Here is a 19,852-nt window from a genome sequence, read left to right as displayed (position 1 = left end):
GGATGTTCGTAGTACGAGCCTGCGCAACCATCTTGAGACCGTTGTGGTTTTCATGCAACCGAGGTCCATCGAGCCGGCGCTGCACGGCATCCTGCGTTCCTGCGCCCTGCCCGCCACATCAGAAATCGTAACGCAGCCCCACCGCCAGCGCACGACCACCACGCACACCGCCATCCACGTCCGCCAGGCCACCACGGCGCGTCGTCAGTGCCGCCGTTTCGGCTTCACGATACAACTCGGCAAACAACCTGGCGTCGCGCGACAGCGCGTAATCGATGCCGAGGTGGATGATCTCGTCACCGTAGTTGTCCACCTTGGCAAGCATCAGCTTGATCGTGCTCTTGCCCAGCGCATAGTGGCCATACAGATTGATGGCGCGGTTGCCATCGGTCGAGAAGCTGCCAGGCTGGCGGTTGCCCGTCTCGAATGCCTCGTACTTCACTGCGAGGTACAAGGCATCGGCCTGATGGCTCAGCGTGACGCCGTAGATGCGGTTCTTGCCATAGCCCGCGTCGCCGCGGTCATCGACGCCTGCCGCCAGGCGGGTGTCGCCGCGGACATACGTGGCCACTGCCTGCCAGCGGCGGTCGTCGATGCGCGAGGTCGAGCGGCGGTTGCCGCTGCTGGGCGCATAGCCTGCGCCAAACGACAGGCCGTTGTAGGTCGGGGTTGAGTACGCCAGCGTCTTGGCCACCCGGAATACGGTGTAGGTCGCATAGCCGCTGTAGTACGTGCTGAACATGTCCACCGGCGCTGCCACGGCGTTGTAGTAAGGCATCCACTGCTGGCCGTAGGTGAGCGCGCCGAGCGTGCCCTTCACCCCGACGCTGGCGATGCGGATGTTTTCATCCTGGTCGTAGGGGTCGCGCAGCCTGGCATTGGCGACATCGACCGGCAGTTCGACCTGTCCGACGAGCGCCAGATTTGCATTGATCGGGTATTTGCCGCTGATGCCCACGCGCGAATACGCGTCGCGCAGGCCGGTATAGGAATCAGCACGATCTGGGTGGACTGATTCGACCTGGGTGCGCAGCGAGCCGTAGAAATCGAGTTCCGGCGTGTCCTGCGCGAACGCGGCGCTGCAGCAGAGCGAGCCCGATAATGCAAACGCCATGCGGGCAGGTGTGGTGGTGAGGAAAGTCATTGATGGTCTCCAAAGGTCAGGACCATAAGGTCAAATTAAAGCGGCAAGATGGGTAGCTACCGGCATCAGCCCGAGCACCAGTTCGCGCACCCCGTCCCAGACGATCTGCACGCCCAGACACAGCAGGATGAACGCGGTCAGGCGCAGGAAGACGGCGGTGCCGGCTTCGCCGATCAGGCGCAGGAAATGTTCGCCGTAGCGGAACGCGAGGTACAGCAGCACGCCAATCAGGCCCAGGGCGAGCAAGGCGCCGCCCATGCGCGCCAGTGAAAACACCACCTTGACATCATGCAGGGCGACGCCGACCGTGATGGCGACGGCGATCGAGGCCGGCCCACAGCTGATCGGGAAGGTCAGCGGATAAAAGGCCTGGCGCTGCGCATGTTCGGGTGTGAAGGTCTCGGCCAGGGAAGCCCGGCTGTCGGGGGTGGCAGGCGTCGCCCCGAGCAGGCGCCAGGCGACGGACGCCAGGATCAGGCCACCACCAATGCGGACGATCGGCAGCGAGATGCCGAAAAAATCGAGGACGTACGAACCGATCAGCATCGAACCGGCCATCAGCCAGAACATGTTGCGGGCGATGCGGCGTGCCAGCAGTGCCCGGATCGTTGGCGACGCGCCTTCGGTCAGGCTCAGGAAAATCGGCGCGGTCGCGGCCGGATTAAGGATTGGCAACATCGTCACCAATACAAACAGGAAGCTCCTGGCAGCAACTAGAACAAGTTCGATCGTCATGGGTAGTCCGGCAGCCCCGTCAGGCTGAACTCGGGTGCCCGCGCATGCAGCGCTGGCGTGGGGTTGTTCACGTGCACACCTTCAAGCGAAACACGACGCGTGCCGATGTCGAACCTGCCGTCGTCACGGGGGCTCTTAGTCTCACAGCATAAACTGTACAGGAAGGTCGGGCGGGATGGACACACGCCTGGCGTCGCTCCGCGGTGTGCGAAGGTGTGTTGAACGCGTGGGCGGGAAACCCGCCCCACCCTACCCGTGGAAAAAAAAGCGGCGCCGCCAGCACCGGATCACGTGAATGACCCTGCACTGACGGCGCCGCCGTCACGCTACCCTCACACGTTTAGTGCTTGGTATCGCCCTTGTCCATCTCGTGGATTTCGTGGTCCTTCAGTGCCTTGCGCACCTTGGCCACATCGGCTGCACCGACTGGCGCGGCCTTGTTACCCCAGGCATTGCGCACGAAGGTGGTCAAGTGCGCCGTCTCTTCGTCCGACAGACGCCATGCGAAGCCCGGCATGCCCAGCTCCGATGGCGCCGTCTTCGTCGATGGCAGGCGTGCGCCGGCCAGGATCACGCGAATCAGCGAGCTCGGGTCCTGCTGCAGCACGGTCGGGTTGCCCGGCAGCGCAGGGAACACATTGCCCGAGGCCTTGCCGTCGACACGGTGGCAGGCCGAGCAATTGTCCAGATATAGCTGGACACCGCGCTGGCTATCGTCGCCGCTCATGATGGCGTCGACCGTTGCCGTGCTGGCCGTGAAGCTGGCTTTCTTGTTGCCCGTGGCCGGCAGCGTCTTGAGATAGCCTGCCATGGCGCTCAGGTCGTCATCCGTCATGTTCTGCGTGCTGTGCAGGACGACGTCCTGCATCGGCTCGCCGAGCACGCCGGAATGGCTGTTGCGACCGGTCTTGAGGGTATCGACGATATCCTTCTCGCTCCAGTTGCCCATGCCGTCGACCTTGTCACCACGCAGGTTCACTGCGAGCCAGCCGTCGATCAGCGGACCGCCAGCCAGGTACTCAGGACCGGACTCGTCCAGCGCCAGCTCATTGAGCGTGGCGGCGCGCGGGGTGTGACAGGTGCCGCAGTGCCCCAGGCTCTGCACCAGGTAGGCGCCGCGCGCGATGCGCTGGTCGGCGTACTTCGACAGGTCCATCGGGCCCTGCACCGGCACGAAGGTCTTGCGCCAGATGCCCAGCGGCCAGCGGATCGACAGCGGCCAGCGGATGTCGGCCGCGCGGTTCGCGGCGCTTGCCGGCGCCACGCCATGCATGAAGTAGGCGTACAGCGCGCGCAGGTCGTCGTCGCTCATGCGGGCATACGACGGGAACGGCATCGCCGGATACAGCGTGCCACCGGTCGGCGTGATGCCGTGGCGGATCGCACGATCGAAATCGTCCAGCGTGTAGTTGCCGATACCGGTCGCCTTGTCCGGCGTGATGTTCGTCGAGTACATATTGCCGATCGGCGACTGGATCACGCGGCCGCCCGCGAAGGCTTTGCCGCTTGGCGCCGTGTGGCAGGCGATACAGTCCGAGGCGGTGGCGACATAGCGCCCCTTCTCGATCAGGCCGGCATCAGGCTTGGCGCCTGCTGCAAGCTGCGGACCGGGTTCGATCTTGCGCGTCTCGGTCGGCGCGACCGCATAGCCATACATGCCGGCAACCACCAGCGCGCCAACGATGCCAAGGGTCAGGAGGACTTTTTTCACAGGTTTTTTCGTCGTCATCTGTTCGTCCTCTTATGCCTGGACCAGTGGGCCTGGGTTCTTGATGTACTGCTCACGGATCGCCTTGGCACACCAGTACGCCAGCGCGCCGACCATGCCGGTCGGGTTGTAGCCATTGTTCTGCGGGAACGCGTTGGCGCCCGGCGCAAACACGTTCGGCACATCCCACGACTGCAGATACTTGTTCAGGGCCGACGTCTTCGGGTTGTCGCCCATGATCGCGCCGCCAACCGTGTGCGTGCTCTGGTACTGGTTGATGTTGTAGTGGCTGCCCGCCTTTTTCGCATCGCCCTTGATGGCCAATGGATTGAGCACCTGGCACATGTCCTGCGCCTTGCCGACCAAGTATTGCGACGCGATGATTTCGTTCTCGTGCCAGTCGAACGTCATGCGCAGCAATGGCCGGCCGAAACCATCCTTGTAGTTCGGATCGAGGTCGAGGTAGGCATCGTCGTACGACATGCAGGAGCCCTGCACTTCGAAGTAGAACGAATGGCGCATCGCTTCCTTGGCGCCCTTCTTCCAGTCGCTGCCCCAGCCCGGTACGCCCGGCGCGGTCGCGATGCCGCGCACTGGCCCGCCGCCCGGCTGGCGCGCCCAGATGATGCCGCCACCGATGAAGCCGGTCTTGGTCGGATCGTTGCGGTTGCCGTTCAGGTCATCGAACGTGGCGCCGCCGCCGCCAATGCCCATGAACTGGTTGGCATGCACGGTCTCGTCGAAGAACAGCGAGACGCGGTTCAGGTTCTGGTACGAGTAGTTCTTGCCGACGGTACCGGTCTTGGTGACAGGATCGTAGGCCGGGCCAATGCCCGAGAGCAGCATCAAGTGCACGTTGTAGAGCGAGAATGCGGCCAGGATGACGATGTCCGCCGGCTGCTCGGTCTCGCGGCCCTGGGCATCGAGGTAGTTCACGCCGGTGGCCATCTTGCCGTCCGGCGTCAGGTTGACCTTCATGACCTGCGCCATCGTGCGCAGATCAAACCCCTTGCGGCCACGCAGCACCGGCAGGATGTTCGCGTTCGGGCTTGCCTTCGAGTAGTTCAGGCAGCCATAGTCGGAGCAGAAGCCGCAGAAGTTGCACGGACCCATCTGGCAACCGTACGGGTTGACATAGGTGCCCGAGGCGTTCGAGGCCGGGATCGGGTATGGGTGGTAACCCATCGCGTTGGCGGCCTTGTAGAAGTATTCGGCGCCCAGGTAGTCCGGGTTGGGCCCGAGCGGGAATTCGCGCGAGCGCGAGCCTTCGTACGGATTGCCGCCAGCAACTTGCGCGCCATTGATGATGCCGCCCTTGCCCGAGGTGCCGCACACGTATTCGAAGTGGTCGAAGTGCGGTTCCAGATCTTCATACGTGATCGGGAAATCCTGGATCGACATGCCAGCCGGCAGGATCTTCTTGCCGTACTTCTGTTCCATGATGCTGCGGATCTTGAAATCCTCTGGCAGCGCGCGGAAGTGGCAGCCCGACCAGTGCGAACCGGCGCCGCCGACGCCCGTGCCCGGCTTGAACGAGCCCATGCGACGCATCGGCACCGCCGACGTCGTGCCGTTGTGGCGGATGGCGATGGTTTCCTGCGCCAGCGACTGCAGGTACTTGCGGTGCACCGAGCCTTCGAGCTCGTCGATCACGCGCGGATAGGCGAAGTCGGGCTGCGTGTCGCGGTCAGGACCGCGCTCGAGCACGACGACGTTCATGCCGGCGTCCGTCAATTCCTTGGCAATGATGGCGCCAACCCAGCCCATGCCAACGATCACTGCATCTGTTTTTGGTTTTACGATTGCCATGCTTATCCTCTCCGTCCCGCCAGATCGACCGGTCCGAGCGGATACGGTTTGTCGCGAATCTTGACCCACTCGAGATAATCGCCCCGCATGCCGGGGTAGCCGATCATCTTCCATGCGCCCATGTTTTTGTTGCCGCCGTGGCTCGGGTCGGCAAAGTAGCCGGCGCGCACTTCGGCGAGGAAATCAGCGAAGAACAGCTTCGACGAAATGTCGGCCAGCTTGATCTTGCCTTCTTCGAGATCTTTCAACACCGCCTCCTGCATGCGCAGGTCGAGATCGGCAAACGCCTTGCCCGAGAAGCTGCTGGCGCAATGCGCGTCGACGGCTTTGATGCCCACGCGGATGATGTCCTTGAGCGCCAGCTTGCCCTGGTAGCCGAATTCGGACGTCGCTTCGAGGAATGGCCCCTGCATATACCAGATCGCGCCAGCGGCGTACGGGCTCTGCATATGGCGATCGAGGAATTCGGGCACGCCCAGTTCGACGGCGCCAGGGCCGTGCTGGTCATGCGGAATCAGACGATCGACGGCAGCGATGACGAATTTCCATTCGGTCGCGGTGAAGAATTTTGGGGTGTAAGCATCTGGCTTGCCTTCGGCCGGCGCTGCGGCCGTCGCGTTGGGCAAGTTCTGCTGGATCGCCGCTGCAGCGCCCGCACCCATCGGCACGAACACCAGGGTCTTGATGAGCGTGCGGCGCCGGGAAGGAGATTGCTGGTCATCGGACATAATGTCTTTGCTCCATATTGACGTTGGATATATATGCATCAGGCATCTCGCATGATAACCATGCTGATCTTGATACGCTATTGAAAATCCCGGCGCCGGAATTGGCGCGATCCATTACGGGTTTGTTGATTGATGCCGATTTGCAGTAATACGACCGTGCTAATTGCCGTATAGGGAAACCAGCGTCCGTACCACTAATATATTTACAAATGAAACATTCGAATATTCAGAAATTTCAAGAGTTTTAATGTATTAGGTGGAGTGCGCACCTATGCGGATACACCGCTGCACCAAGTAATTGCCGCACGGATACACTGAAATCATCGTCAATACAAATGTGTCGCTATGGACCCATTCTGGAAATGACTAGAGGAAAAGCGCATGGGGAGACAACACCGCAATCGGCGTCTAAGGGAGGCGAGCGCCGCTGCTGCAGGCTGCTGCCGGCACATCGACATGGGCTCAGCATGTGACAACAAAAAACTTCACACGTTGCATAAATGAAACACTGTAACAGTCGTCGTCAATCCCTGAAAACACCCTATCATCCGATTTTTACTGCCCACATCAGATGAAAAAGAATTCCTAATAATATCAAGCTAATAATATTTTCAGTATCTGCGCGGTAATAGTTGGCTGAAGATGTAATGACAGCCCCATGCATATTTTTAATGCTGCTATCACCCAATATGATGAGAGCAAATACATTACCGATATAGCATCACGCCGGCATTGGATTCGGCTGGTAATTGGCAGTGGCGCAGTTAATTCAGGCTATGCATTCACGACAATGGTGTACGTATTGCACGCCATGCCCAAACCAATGTCGCACGCAGCAGCGCAGCGCCAATACTCCATGGCCGTTGCCGCGCCAGCACACGCTGGCATACGCGCTGCGGCAAGAAGAAACGCCTGAACATCGGCATACCTTGCGCACGCATGCTCTGGAAACAACCGCCCGCAACCGTCGTGTTGAACCCATCCCCGTCGCGCAGCAGGTACAACGCCGTGCCCGAACACATCGCGATATCGGCGCAGGCGTCGCGCGCCAGTGGGCGCAGGCCATGCCGGTACGACAGCACGATCGTCCGGTGCAGGTCCGGCAGCGCAAGGTGCAGCGGGCGCAGTATGCAAAGCCATTCCAGCAGGCTGGGCAGACCGTACAGATGCACACCGACGCGGTCGCGATAACTGGCGAACGCCTCTTTCAGCTCGGCCAGCGTGGCCTGAGCCGGACGCGCCAACGGCGCAGGTTGCTCTCGCCAGCGCGCCATCCAGTACGCCAGCGCTTCGGTGTGCTGCGCGCACAAGGCGGCCGGCGTTGCAGTGGCCAGATCGAACTGCGCACCGGGCCGCATGAACCGGACGATGCCACGCAGCGGGGCCAGCGCTGGCGCATCAAGCACGTCCAGTGGCGTGGGACGGCCGTGATTGCGCCACGTGTTGTCGATGCGGCTGAAGTGCGCGAACGATGCGACCGGCACGACCAGCCGTGGCCGGAAAACGTCGATCTGGCACGCCATGCGCCCGATGCCGCGCTCGGCTGCTGCTTCGCCCGGCGTTGCATGGGCGGCAAAGCTGGTCAGCAGCAGATCGATACGGACCTGCGCCGCACGCAGTTGCGCAGCGGCGCGGCGGCATGCCGCGCCGCTGACTAGCGCCCGTTCGCCCAAGTGCAGCAGCGTGTGCTGCCCGCACGCGATCAGGCAATAGGACTCGCCCTCGTCGCTGGCATGGGCCGTCAGGTGCAGGCCGGGGGCCAGCGCGCGCGGCGCCCCGACGGGGCATGTGGCGATGGGCAGGCGGTGACGCCGCAGTGCGTCCGCCAGGCGCCAGTCGCCCTCGCGGCACAGGAAGGTGGCGATGCCGCGAAACTCGGTGCGAAAACGCTGCACGAAGGAGTGCGACAGGTGCTCGGGCCGGCTACTCGAGCACCAGATAAACACCGGCAAACTGCTTGCGTTGAGTTCGTCGATCACGTGCGCGTCGCGGGTAACGTCGTCGAGCAGGCGGCAGGCATTGTTGTGCACGGTGCCTTCGAGCCACGGGTCAACCAGCAACAGCGCACCGTCAGTGCGCAGCAACCAGCTGGCGTGGTTCAGGAAGGTGAAGGTCGGCGTTTGCATGGGGGTGATGGCACGGGGCGTCGATACGATCGAGTCTGGTGCGTGGCCGCGCACCACGCGTGAGGCGTCGCAATCGTGCGCGGGAACCGGCAAAGCGCTTCGCCAAACGGGGGAAACGCCCTACAATAAGGTTGTTCTACAGAATCTCCGTGCAGCTTGCCCGTACTGCATGCCACCCGACCCGAAACGACCGACATGCCCCTGGAATCCCTTTTGTTCGCGCTCCCTGCGCAGCTTGCACCCACGCTGGTAGCGGCCCTCCTGGGCCTGTTGGTCGGCAGCTTCCTGAACGTCGTCATCTACCGCATCCCGAAGATGATGCAGCGCGAGTCCGACAATTATGTTGCGCAAGAAAGTGGCCAGCCGCCACCGCACACGGACCGCTTCAACCTGACGGTCCCCCGCTCTGCCTGCCCGTGCTGCGGGCACCGGATCACGGCGATGGAAAACATCCCGGTCATCAGTTATCTCGTCCTGGGCGGCAAGTGCCGCAAGTGCAAGACGCCGATCTCGCCGCGCTATCCGGCCGTCGAACTGTTCACCGCCATCGTGTCTGGCTTGCTGGTCTGGACCTTCGGCAGCGGCGCGATGGGCATGGGCAGCCTGCTGTTCGCGTGGCTGCTGATCGCGATGACGTGCATCGACTACGACACGCAGTTGCTGCCGGATGACCTGACCTATCCGCTGCTGTGGGCGGGCCTGCTCATCAACCTGCACGGCACCTTCGTGCCGCTGCAGGACGCCGTCATCGGCGCCGCCGCCGGTTATCTGGTGCTGTGGTCCGTGTACTGGCTGTTCAAGCTTGCCACCGGCAAGGAAGGCATGGGCTACGGCGACTTCAAGCTGCTCGCCGGCCTGGGCGCGTGGCTGGGCTGGACCGCGCTGCCGACCATCATCCTGCTGTCGTCGGTCGTCGGCGCCATCGTCGGCATCAGCCTGATCGTGTTCGCCAAACGCGCGCGCGACAAGGCCATCCCCTTCGGCCCTTACCTGGCGGCGGCGGGCTTGCTGACGATGCTGTACGGCGCGCAGCTGGGCGGCTTCACGGCGGGTCTGTTCGGATGACGCCGGCGTTTTCGGTAGGACTGACCGGCGGCATCGGTTGCGGCAAGAGCACGGTCGCCGACCTGTTTGCCGCGCTGGGCGCGACGATCGTCGACACCGACGTCATTGCCCATGCGCTGACCGCGCCACAGGGTGCGGCGATGCCGGCCATCGTGGCCGAGTTCGGGCCCGACTTCGCGCAACCGGACGGCGCGCTCGACCGCGCCCGCATGCGCACCCTCGTGTTTTCGGATGCCACCGCCCGCGCGCGGCTGGAAGCCATCCTGCACCCGCGCATCCGCGCCGCGACCGAGGCAGCCGGCCAGGCGGCCACGGGCGCTTACGTGATCTATGTCGTACCACTCCTGATCGAATCGGGCAGCTGGCGCGAACGGGTCACGCGCGTGCTGGCCATCGACTGCAGCGAAGACACGCAGGTGGCGCGCGTCATGCAGCGCAGCCACCTCTCCGCCGACGAGGTGCGCGCGATCATGGCAACCCAGGTCACGCGCGCCCGGCGCCTGGCCGAAGCCGACGATGTCGTCGACAACGACGCCGGCCTGGAGGCCCTGCGGGCGCAGGTGCAAGCATTGCATGAACGGTATCTCGCGTTAAGTCTGTAACAATAGTGATGCAGGGTTTGTAATTTCGGCCCGCATGGTTCAGAATCACGCAGTTGCCTTCCAGCCTACATTCAGAGGAATGTCATTTTGATCGTCTACGAATACCCTTTCAACGAGCGGATTCGCACGTTGTTGCGGCTGGAAGACCTGTACGAAAAATTCAAGTTCTTCGTGCATCAGGAACACCCGATGCAGCACCATGTCGCGCTCGCGACGATCTTCGACATGCTGGAAGTGGCCGGCCGCGCCGATCTCAAATCCGACCTGCTGCAAGAGCTCGAGCGCCAGAAGCAATCGCTGCTGGCCTACCGCAGCAATCCGGCCGTCGTGGCCGAAACGCTCGACGCCGTGCTGGCCGAACTCGATGCAGCCAGCAGCGCGCTGGTCGCGAGCCAGGGCAAGACCGGGCAGAACGTGCGCGAGAACGAGTGGCTCATGAGCATTCGCGGCCGCACGATCATCCCGGGCGGCGCCTGCGAGTTCGACCTGCCGTCGTATTTTGCCTGGCAGAAGCGCCCGTTCGACAAGCGTTTTGACGACATCATGGGCTGGTTTGGCCCGCTCTCGCCGCTGCTCGAAGCACTGTCGCTGGTGCTGCGCCTGCTGCGCAATTCAGGCGCATCGGTCAAGATGTTCGCCGCCGCTGGCAGCTACCAGCAGATGTTGCAGGGTAAAATCTACCAGATGCTGCGCCTGACGCTCGACGAAACGACGGGCGCGATCCCCGAGATCTCGGCCAACAAGTACATGCTGTGGGTGCGCTTTACCAGCCAGGACGGCGACTGCAAGCCCAAGCCGCTCGAGGTGGACGTGCCGTTCGACCTGACGCTCTGTAATTTTTAACCGATTGACCGTACGATGACCGTTGTCTCCTGCCCTACCTGCAGCAAGAAAGTCGAATGGATCGAGGCGAACAAGTATCGCCCGTTCTGCTCCGAGCGTTGCAAGCAAATCGACCTGGGCGCCTGGGCCGAAGAGAAATTCGTCATCCCCGGCGCCGTGCCGGCCGACCCGCTCGATCCGTTCGACGAGCCGCCACCACCGCAGCCACAGCGCTGACATGGGTCGCGCGCCGCATTCCACCGGCACGCGCCTGGCGCTGTGGGCGATTCGCCTGTACCAGCGCCACCTCTCTCCCCTCAAGGGTTTTTCCTGCGCCTGGCGCGCCACCACGGGCCGCGCCAGCTGCTCGGGCCATGGCTACCGTGTCATTGCGCGCCATGGCCTGAGGCTGGGATTGCCGCTCCTGCGGCGCCAGTTGCGGCGTTGTGGTGCTGCGCACGACCGCGCGCTGGCTGCACGTGTGGTTGCGGCGCCCAATCCTGTCTTGCATTATCAGCGTGGGGAGTGCGACCTGCTGCCGTGCGATTGCTGCAGCAGGCCGCTGGGCAATGCTCTGGCGAGTCTGGGTTGCCAGGCAGCGGGGGAATGCGCGTGCGACAAGGTCGACCGCTGGCTCACGCGCTGGCTGCGCGGCTGGGGCGACGCGCGCAAGAAGTCGCGTCAGCCGCGCTGATCTGCCATCCCGACGCCGTCGCGGAACGACACACCCAGGATCCTTCGCCAGTTGAAGTCGGCGCTGGCAAGGGGCCTGCGCTACCGAACTTTACGTTATGCGATCCGGAAAACGGACGCGGTCGAGCCATTCGAGCAGCGGGATCGTGGCCGGCAGCAGCGGGCTGACGCCATACGAACCTTGCCAGGCAAACGCCTGCCCTTCCAGGCTTTGCGGTTCACCAAGCCACTCGCGGCAGATATAGAAATACAGGCGCACGTGCGCGTGCTCGTAGACGTGTTCGACGCAGCACCAGGCCTCCCCGCTCACAACCTGCACCCCGAGTTCTTCCATGAACTCGCGCTGCAGCGCTGCGAAGATGTCTTCACCCGCTTCGACTTTCCCGCCTGGGAATTCCCAATAGCCGGCGTAGGGCTTGCCGTCCGGGCGCTGGCCAAGCAGCACGTCGCCATTCGGGCGCATCAGCACGCCGACGGCAACATCGACGGGTTGAATGTTCACATCACTCATGCGGCTTGATCCGGCAACTTGCCTGCGTAGTCTTTCGCGAACTGCCAGGCCACACGGCCCGAACGCGAGCCGCGCTGCAAGGCCCACTGCAGCGCTTCGGGTCGCGCCGCCGCGATCTGCTCCGGCGTGCAGCCGAAGCTCGCCAGCCAGTGGCCGGCGATCGCGAGGTAGTCATCCTGGCGGAACGGGTAGAACGACAGCCACAAACCGAAACGCTCGGACAGCGAGATTTTCTCTTCGACCGTCTCGCCCGGATGCAGGTCACCATCGGCGCCATGCTGATAGCTGGCGTTGTCCGACATTTTCTCGGGCATCAGGTGACGCCGGTTGGACGTCGCGTAGATCAGCACATTGTCGGACTGCGCCGAGATGCTGCCATCGAGCGCGACCTTCAGCGCCTTGTAGCCCGCCTCACCCTCTTCGAACGACAGGTCGTCGCAAAAGATCACGAAGCGCTCGGGCCGGCCGGCGACCAGGTCGACGATGTCGGGCAAGTCGGCCAGGTCGGCCTTGTCGACTTCGATCAGGCGCAGGCCCTGGTCGGCGTAGCCGTTCAGGCACGCCTTGATCAGCGACGATTTGCCGGTGCCGCGCGCGCCAGTGAGCAGCACGTTGTTGGCCGGGCGGCGCGCGACGAACTGGCGCGTGTTCTGCTCGATCTGGCGCTTTTGCGCGGCCACGTGGTGCAGGTCGTCCAGGTTGATGGTGGACGCATGCAGCACCGGCTGCAGGTAGTTGCCGGCGCCGCCCGCGCGCCGGCGCCAGCGGAAGGCCGTGCTGCGCTTCCAGTCCGGCTCACGCGCATGCGCGGCCGGCAGCACCGCCTCGAGGCGCTCGAGCAGCCCTTCGGCGCGGCGCAGAAACTGGTCCAGTGGCGACGTCACCATCAGGACCGGTAGTCGGCGTTGATCGTGACGTAGTCGTGCGACAGGTCGCAGGTCCAGACCGTGGCCGTGGCGTCGCCACGCGCGAGCTTGACGCGCACCGTGATCTCGGACTGCTTCATGATGCGCTGGCCGTCTTCTTCCTTGTAGTCGGGATTGCGCCCGCCCGCCTTGGCGACCCAGACGTCATCCAGGTACAGGTCGAGCTTCGTGACATCCAGATCGTCCACGCCGGCATAGCCGATGGCGGCCAGGATGCGGCCCAGGTTCGGGTCGGATGCGAAGAACGCGGTTTTCACCAGCGGCGAATGCGCGATCGCGTAGGCGATCTTGCGGCATTCCGCTACGTCCGCGCCTTCGTCGACCGTGATGGTCATGAACTTGGTGGCGCCTTCGCCGTCGCGGATGATCTGCTGCGCCAGGTTGCGCGAGATGTCGGTGACGGCATCTTTCAACGCTTCGTAGTCAGCGCCTTCGGCCTTGTCGATCACGAGCGAACCGGCGCCGGTGGCGACGATGATGAACGAGTCATTGGTCGACGTATCGCCATCGATCGTGATCGCATTGAACGAGTGGTCAGCCGCGTGCTTGACCAGTTCATCGAGCACCGGCTGCGCGACCTTGGCATCGAACGCCAGGTAGCCCAGCATCGTGGCCATGTTCGGCTTGATCATGCCGGCGCCCTTGCTGATGCCGCTCATCGTGACGGTGTGCCCGCCGATGGTGACGGTGCGCGACGCGGCCTTCGGCTGGGTATCGGTGGTCATGATCGCCTCGGCGGCGTTATACCAGTTATCCGCCTTCAGGTTCGACACCGCGGCCGGCAGGCCGGCGACGACCTTCTGCAGCGGCAGCTGTTCCAGGATCACGCCGGTCGAAAACGGCAGCACCTGGCCCGGCTCGATATCCAGCAGCCTGGCCAGCTCGGCGCAGGTGGCCTGCGCATTGGCCAGGCCCTCTTCGCCCGTGCCGGCGTTCGCGTTGCCGGTATTGACCACCAGCGCGCGAATCGGCGCGCCGCCATTCTTGACGGCGGCCAGATTGGCCTTGCTGACCTGGACCGGCGCAGCGCAGAAGCGATTGAGCGTGAACACGCCGGCGACAGTGGCGCCTTCGGCCACGCGCATGACGAGGATGTCCTTGCGGTTGGGCTTCTTGATGCCGGCTTCGGCGAAACCGATCTCGATGCCGTTGACGGGTTTCAGGTCGGCTGCGACTGGCAGGGGGGAATTGACGGCCATGGTGATCTCGTTGGAAAAATTCGAATCGCTTATTGTAACGGCACGATCATCCCGTACGAAATTGCGGGCCAAAATAAACCGGCCGCGTTTCCCCTCCGTTTTCACTTGATGCGTAGGGTGGACGGGTCTTCCCGTCCACGCGGTGATGGTTGGCCGCCCGGTCTTCCGACACTAAAACGAAGGGCCGTTCGTGATATCGCCCGATAACGATCACCGCGTGGACGGCATAGCCGCCCACCCTACGCCCACCTGCGAAAATATCAGTGTCCTCAATGAAAAACGGCCAGGTTTCCCCGGCCGCCTCCACATGCTAACTGCAATCTGCGCTTACGCCAGCTTGCCGTGGCACTGCTTGAACTTCTTGCCGCTGCCGCAAGGGCATGGGTCGTTGCGGCCGACCTTCACGCCCATATAGCTGCTGTGGTCTTCGGCCGAGACTGCGTCGCCTTCACCGCCCTTGTTCGGGTTCGGATTGAACAGCTCTTCCGGCGCGGCCGACGGGTTGTAGTCGGCGTGCTGGTAGTTGACGTTCTCGAGCTGGGCCGCCTGCGCCGCCATTGCCGCTTCGGCTGCTTCGACTTCTTCGCGCGACTGGATGTGGACCGTCATGACAGTGCGGATCACTTCATTCTTGATCAGATCCAGCATGCTGCTGAACAGCTCGAATGCTTCGCGCTTGTATTCCTGCTTCGGGTTCTTCTGTGCGTAGCCGCGCAGGTGGATACCCTGGCGCAGGTGGTCCAGCGCCGCCAGGTGTTCGCGCCAGTGGGTGTCGACGCTCTGCAGCATGACGTTGCGCTCGAAACCACCGAACGATTCGCGGCCCACGATGCCGACCTTGCTGTTGTACGACGTTTCGGCCGCCGTCAGCACGCGCTCGAGCAGTTCGTCGTCGTTCAGGTTCGGCTCATCCTGCAGCATCTGCTGCAGCGGCACGTTCAGGCTCCACTCGCCCGCCAGCGTTGTTTCCAGCGCCTTGACGTCCCACTGTTCTTCGACCGATTCGGCCGGCACATGGATGCGCACCTGGTCGGTGAACACGCCCACACGCAGCGAATTGATCATCTCGCTGATGTCGGTCGCTTCGAGCAGTTCGTTACGCTGGGTGTAGATCACCTTGCGCTGGTCGTTGGCGACGTCGTCGTACTCGAGCAATTGCTTACGCACGTCGAAGTTGCGGGCCTCGACCTTGCGCTGGGCCGACTCGATCGAACGCGAGACGATGCCCGCTTCGATCGGTTCGCCTTCCGGCATTTTCAGGCGGTCCATGATCGCGCGCACGCGGTCGCCCGCGAAGATGCGCAGCAGTGCGTCGTCCAGGCACAGGTAGAAGCGGGACGAACCCGGATCGCCCTGACGGCCCGAACGGCCGCGCAGCTGGTTGTCGACGCGGCGCGATTCGTGGCGCTCGGTGCCGATGATGTGCAGGCCGCCGGCATTGACCACGTGGTCGTGCAGCGACTGCCACTCGTCGCGCAGCGTCTGCGACTGGGCAGCTTTCTGCTCGGGGCTCAAGCTGCCATCGGCTTCGATGAGCTGGATCTGCTTGCCCATATTGCCACCCAGGACGATGTCGGTACCACGGCCGGCCATATTGGTGGCGATGGTGATCATCTTGGGACGGCCCGCCTGCGCGACGATTTCCGCTTCGCGTGCGTGCTGCTTCGCGTTCAGGACGTTGTGCGGCAGGTTCGCCTTGGTCAGGATGCCCGAGAGAAGCTCGGAGTTCTCGATCGAGGTGGTGCCCACCAGGACCGGCTGGCCGCGCTCGTAGCAGTCGCGGATGTCCATGACCATCGCGTTGTACTTCTCGTCGGACGTCTTGTAGACCTGGTCCTGGCGGTCCTTGCGCTGCGACGGCCGGTTCGGCGGGACGACGACGGTCTCCAGCCCGTAGATTTCCTGGAATTCGAACGCTTCGGTGTCGGCCGTACCGGTCATGCCGGCCAGCTTGCCGTACATGCGGAAGTAGTTCTGGAACGTGATCGAGGCCAGCGTCTGGTTCTCGTTCTGGATGCGCACGCCCTCTTTCGCTTCGACGGCCTGGTGCAGGCCATCCGACCAGCGGCGGCCCGTCATCAGGCGGCCGGTGAATTCGTCGACGATGACGACTTCATTGTTTTGCACCACGTAGTGCTGGTCCTTGTGGTACAGGACGTGGGCGCGCAGCGCCGCGTACAGGTGGTGGATCAACGTGATGTTGCCGGCATCGTACAGCGACGCGCCTTCAGGCAGCAGACCCATCTCGGTCAGGATCGCTTCGGCGTGCTCGTGGCCCGATTCGGTCAGCAGCACGGTGTGCGCTTTTTCGTCCTTCAGGTAGTCGCCCGGGACTTCGATCTTGCCCTTGCCATCCGGCGTTTCTTCGCCGATTTGCTGGACCAGCTGTGGCGGCACCGCGTTCAGGCGGATGTACAGGTCGGTGTGGTTCTCGGCCTGGCCCGAGATGATGAGCGGCGTGCGCGCTTCATCGATCAGGATCGAGTCGACTTCATCGACCACCGAGAAATTCAGGCCGCGCTGGACGCGCTCGCGCAGGTCGTAGACCATATTGTCGCGCAGGTAGTCGAAGCCGAATTCGTTGTTGGTGCCGTACGTGATGTCCGAGCTGTAGGCTTTTTGCTTGCTGTCGTGGTCGAGCTGCGACAGGTTGACACCGGTCGTGAGGCCCAGCCAGCCGTACAGCTGGCCCATCTGGTCAGCATCGCGCTGTGCCAGGTAATCGTTGACGGTAATGACGTGCACGCCCTTGCCCGACAGGCCGTTCAGGTAGACCGGCAGCGTGGCCATCAGGGTCTTGCCCTCGCCCGTGCCCATCTCCGCGATCTTGCCCTGGTGCAGGACCATGCCGCCGATCAGCTGGACGTCGAAGTGGCGCATCTTCATCACGCGCTTGGCCGCTTCGCGGCAGACGGCGAATGCTTCCGGCAGGATCTCGTCGAGGGTCGTGCCCTTGGCCAGCCGGTCCTTGAATTCAGGCGTCTTGGCTTGCAGTTCCGCGTCCGAGAGCTGCTCCATCTGTGGCTCGAGCGCGTTGATGACACGCACGGTCTTTTGATATTGCTTGAGCAGTCGCTGGTTGCGACTGCCGAAAATCTGGGTCAGGAATGACATGCTTGGTTTCTAGTATTAAATACGCCGCAATAGACGCCAATGAGGGAGCCAAGATGATATCAACAGATTTCACCAAAGACCGCGTTAGGCAAATAACCACTGATTTTATCATGCGATTCGGCCACACTTGGGGATCGTGGGCAGGATAACAAGTCCCGCAGGGACAGAAACGTTATCAGACTGCCTCGTATGGCCTGCAAAATCCCACCCTGCATTGCCCGCGACCCGGCGCTGCGCCGGGGTTTCCCCATCTGCCGCGCGCTGTGGTATGTTCCGAGCATGCAGCAACCTCCCCCAAAGCGCCCGGTCCATATCTTCGGCACCAAGAACCGGCAGACCTCGCACGCCGCCACCGACTTCCTGCGCTCGAACGACCGCCTGGCCAGCCTGATGCCGGCCATCACGCGCATGGCGCGCCTGCAGGCCGATTGCGCCGCGGCGCTGCCGGCCGTGTTTCACAACTGCGATGTGCTGTCGTTCCAGGAAGGGGTGTTGATTCTTGCCGTGCCCAGCTCGGCGCTGGCGGCGCGGCTCAAGCAGATGCTGCCCAAGCTGCAGAGCACGCTCATCGGGCGCGGCTGGCAGGTGGAATCGACCCGCATCAAGGTGCAGGTCACGCGCGCGCTGCCCGACAAACCCGAGATGCGCACGCTGGAGCTGCCGCCGACGGCCGTGCGCGCGTTCGAGGAACTGGCCGCGTCACTGCCGGACGACAAGCACAATCACGATCTGGTGGCGGCGCTCAGGGCGCTGGCGGCAAAGAGACGATAGCGGCAGCAGACCGGATCAGCTCTGCGCCCACTCCCGCGTCATCTGCTTGACGTACGACGGCGGCGCGGTATCGAGTGCATCAAAGCTGACGATCTCGTACGAATCCGGCTGCGCCAGCAAGGCGCGCAGCAGGTCGTTGTTGAGCGCATGGCCCGATTTATGGGCCGTGTAGCTGGCCAGCAGCGGATGCCCAACCAGGTACAGGTCGCCGATCGCGTCGAGAATCTTGTGGCGCACGAATTCATCCTCGTAGCGCAGGCCGTCGGCATTCAGGATGCGGTATTCATCCATCACGATCGCGTTCTCGAACGAGCCGCCGCGCGCCAGGCCCATGCCGCGCAGGCTTTCCACGTCCTGCATGAAGCCAAACGTGCGCGCACGCGCCACGTCGCGAACATAGGTGATGTCGCCGAAGTCCACGCTCGCGCGCTGCATCGTGCCATCGACCGCCGGGTGATTGAATTCGATGAAGAAGTCGAGCTTGTAGCCATTGTGCGGCGACAGGCGCGCCCACTTTTCGGCCGCGCCGCTGCCCTGGCGCACTTCGACGTCCTTCAGCACGCGGATGAACTTGCGGGCCGATGGCTGCTCTTGCACGCCGGCCTGCTGCAGCAGGAACACGAACGACGATGCCGAACCATCCATGATCGGGATTTCCTCGGCCGTCACGTCGATGACGAGGTTGTCGATGCCCAGGCCGGCGCAGGCCGACATCACGTGTTCGACGGTCGAGACGCGCGCATCGTCCTTGATCAGGACCGACGCCATGCGCGTGTCGCCCACGACGTGCGCGGAGCTGGGAATGGACACGATCGGATCGAGATCGACCCGGCGAAACACGATGCCCGTGTCCGGACCGGCCGGGCGCAGCGTGAGTTCGACCTTGCGGCCCGAGTGCAGTCCGACGCCCGTAGCGCGGACCAGTTCCTTGATGGTTCGTTGTTTCAGCATGGATCGATTATAGCCCAGCGCTTCCTGCGCTGCTGCGCCCCTCCCCTGCTCGTCAAGGATGCTCGGCTTCGACATGCTCTTTCTCGTGGCGGATCAGATACAGGCCGCTGCCGATGATGATCGCCGCGCCCAGCAGCGTGTAGCTGTCGGGCAGCGCGCGCCACAGCAGCCAGTCCAGCCCAACGCCCCAGGCCAGGGCCGAGTATTCGAACGGCGCCACGCTCGACGCTTCGCCGCGCGAAAACGCTTCGGTGATCGCCAGCTGGCCGATGAAGCCCGACACCGCCAGGCCGCACAGGATCGGAATGTCACGGGCCGACATTGGTACCCAGTCAGGCGCCGCCAGGGCGCCGGCGCCAATGGCGATCAGCACCATCAGCCAGAACACCGTGTGCTCGCTGCGGTCGGTCCGCGACAGCACGCGCACCGTGATCGCCGAGACGGCGTAACAGGCGGCCGACCCCAGCACCGCCAGGCCGCCCACCGTCAGGAAGCCCGCGCCGCTGGGGCGCAGCACGACCAGTACGCCAATCAGCCCGACACCGATGGCGACCCAGCGCGCCAGGTCGACGCGCTCGCGCAGCAGCAGCACCGACAACGCCGTGATCAGGGCTGGCGCAATGAAGAAGATCGAATAGGCTTCGGCCAGCGACAGCTTTTGCAGGCCGAATGCGAACAGCGCCAGCATCAGGATGCCCAGCCCGGCGCGCAGCAGGTGCATCGGCCAGCGCACCCGGAAGATGCCGGCAAACGCACCGCGCCAGGCCACGTACAGGGCAATCAGGGGCAGCGAACAGATGGCCCGCAGAGCCGCGACCTGCAGCGCCGGATAGCGCGCCGACAGCAGCTTCATGGCCGTGTCCATCAGCGCAAACATGAAGACGGCAAGCAGCATCGCGTAGATGCTGTACAGGTTTCCGGATGGGCGCTTCACGGTGAGGTTGTCCT

General features: G+C 63.4%; 18 protein-coding genes. 6 read left to right on the top strand and 12 right to left on the bottom strand.

Going from position 1 to position 19,852, the window contains the following annotated elements; genetic code table 11:
• Positions 1 to 118 precede the first annotated feature (118 nt).
• From HD842_RS21570 to HD842_RS21545, 6 genes are all read right to left on the bottom strand, one after another.
• On the bottom strand, positions 119 to 1,144 hold the full coding sequence (locus tag HD842_RS21570) for a porin (protein ID WP_183557280.1): 1,026 nt from the start codon (positions 1,142 to 1,144) through the stop codon (positions 119 to 121).
• A 30-nt stretch (positions 1,145 to 1,174) separates the two neighbouring features.
• Positions 1,175 to 1,879, bottom strand: coding sequence for a MarC family protein (locus tag HD842_RS21565; protein ID WP_183557277.1), 705 nt, complete (start codon positions 1,877 to 1,879; stop codon positions 1,175 to 1,177).
• 340 nt (positions 1,880 to 2,219) lie between these two features.
• Positions 2,220 to 3,608, bottom strand: coding sequence for a c-type cytochrome (locus tag HD842_RS21560; RefSeq protein ID WP_183557274.1), 1,389 nt, complete (start codon positions 3,606 to 3,608; stop codon positions 2,220 to 2,222).
• A 12-nt stretch (positions 3,609 to 3,620) separates the two neighbouring features.
• A complete protein-coding gene (locus HD842_RS21555; protein WP_183557271.1) occupies positions 3,621 to 5,396 on the bottom strand; it encodes a GMC family oxidoreductase in 1,776 nt (591 codons plus the stop codon).
• Positions 5,397 to 5,398: 2 nt separating this feature from the next.
• Entirely contained in the window at positions 5,399 to 6,124 is a 726-nt protein-coding gene (locus tag HD842_RS21550; RefSeq protein WP_183557268.1) for a gluconate 2-dehydrogenase subunit 3 family protein, read from the bottom strand.
• Positions 6,125 to 6,906: 782 nt separating this feature from the next.
• Positions 6,907 to 8,250, bottom strand: coding sequence for an MBL fold metallo-hydrolase (locus HD842_RS21545; protein ID WP_183557265.1), 1,344 nt, complete (start codon positions 8,248 to 8,250; stop codon positions 6,907 to 6,909).
• A gap of 195 nt (positions 8,251 to 8,445) precedes the next feature.
• Here HD842_RS21545 and HD842_RS21540 point away from each other — a divergent pair, with 195 nt between their 5' ends.
• From HD842_RS21540 to yidD, 5 genes are all read left to right on the top strand, one after another.
• Positions 8,446 to 9,315, top strand: a complete 870-nt coding sequence (locus tag HD842_RS21540) for a prepilin peptidase (protein WP_183557262.1) — start codon at positions 8,446 to 8,448, stop codon at positions 9,313 to 9,315.
• Positions 9,312 to 9,917, top strand: a complete 606-nt coding sequence (coaE, locus tag HD842_RS21535) for a dephospho-CoA kinase (RefSeq protein ID WP_183557259.1) — start codon at positions 9,312 to 9,314, stop codon at positions 9,915 to 9,917. Before HD842_RS21540 ends, coaE begins: the two co-directional genes overlap by 4 nt.
• Positions 9,918 to 10,004: 87 nt before the next feature.
• A complete protein-coding gene (gene zapD / locus HD842_RS21530; RefSeq protein WP_183557256.1) occupies positions 10,005 to 10,760 on the top strand; it encodes a cell division protein ZapD in 756 nt (251 codons plus the stop codon).
• Positions 10,761 to 10,775: 15 nt separating this feature from the next.
• Complete coding sequence (locus tag HD842_RS21525) at positions 10,776 to 10,976, top strand: DNA gyrase inhibitor YacG (protein WP_183557253.1); 201 nt, start codon at positions 10,776 to 10,778, stop codon at positions 10,974 to 10,976.
• A 1-nt stretch (position 10,977) separates the two neighbouring features.
• Entirely contained in the window at positions 10,978 to 11,433 is a 456-nt protein-coding gene (yidD, locus tag HD842_RS21520; protein ID WP_183557250.1) for a membrane protein insertion efficiency factor YidD, read from the top strand.
• Between the two features lie 90 nt (positions 11,434 to 11,523).
• On the opposite strand, the gene HD842_RS21515 is transcribed toward yidD, so the two are convergent.
• From HD842_RS21515 to secA, 4 genes are all read right to left on the bottom strand, one after another.
• Positions 11,524 to 11,943, bottom strand: a complete 420-nt coding sequence (locus HD842_RS21515) for an NUDIX domain-containing protein (RefSeq protein ID WP_183557247.1) — start codon at positions 11,941 to 11,943, stop codon at positions 11,524 to 11,526.
• On the bottom strand, positions 11,940 to 12,827 hold the full coding sequence (locus tag HD842_RS21510; RefSeq protein ID WP_370660867.1) for an ATP-binding protein: 888 nt from the start codon (positions 12,825 to 12,827) through the stop codon (positions 11,940 to 11,942). The genes HD842_RS21515 and HD842_RS21510 overlap by 4 nt, the downstream gene beginning before the upstream one ends.
• A 2-nt stretch (positions 12,828 to 12,829) precedes the next feature.
• The gene (gene argJ, locus HD842_RS21505; RefSeq protein WP_183557240.1) at positions 12,830 to 14,068 is read right to left on the bottom strand and encodes a bifunctional glutamate N-acetyltransferase/amino-acid acetyltransferase ArgJ; all 1,239 of its coding nucleotides are present in this window, start codon (positions 14,066 to 14,068) and stop codon (positions 12,830 to 12,832) included.
• Between the two features lie 327 nt (positions 14,069 to 14,395).
• Entirely contained in the window at positions 14,396 to 17,182 is a 2,787-nt protein-coding gene (gene secA, locus HD842_RS21500; protein WP_183557237.1) for a preprotein translocase subunit SecA, read from the bottom strand.
• A 279-nt stretch (positions 17,183 to 17,461) separates the two neighbouring features.
• Between secA and HD842_RS21495 the strand changes: the two genes are divergently transcribed.
• On the top strand, positions 17,462 to 17,953 hold the full coding sequence (locus tag HD842_RS21495; RefSeq protein ID WP_183557578.1) for a DciA family protein: 492 nt from the start codon (positions 17,462 to 17,464) through the stop codon (positions 17,951 to 17,953).
• Positions 17,954 to 17,968: 15 nt separating this feature from the next.
• Here HD842_RS21495 and lpxC read toward each other — a convergent pair whose 3' ends face one another.
• On the bottom strand, positions 17,969 to 18,904 hold the full coding sequence (lpxC, locus tag HD842_RS21490; RefSeq protein ID WP_183557233.1) for a UDP-3-O-acyl-N-acetylglucosamine deacetylase: 936 nt from the start codon (positions 18,902 to 18,904) through the stop codon (positions 17,969 to 17,971).
• A gap of 52 nt (positions 18,905 to 18,956) precedes the next feature.
• A complete protein-coding gene (locus HD842_RS21485) occupies positions 18,957 to 19,799 on the bottom strand; it encodes a DMT family transporter (protein WP_183557575.1) in 843 nt (280 codons plus the stop codon).
• Between the last annotated feature and the right edge of the window lie 53 nt (positions 19,800 to 19,852).

The sequence above is a fragment of the Massilia aurea genome, assembly GCF_014200505.1.
In the GTDB taxonomy this organism is placed as follows: domain Bacteria; phylum Pseudomonadota; class Gammaproteobacteria; order Burkholderiales; family Burkholderiaceae_D; genus Telluria; species Telluria aurea_B.
The sequence above is the reverse complement of the archived record's forward strand: the minus strand, read 5'-3'. Positions and strand labels throughout refer to the sequence as shown.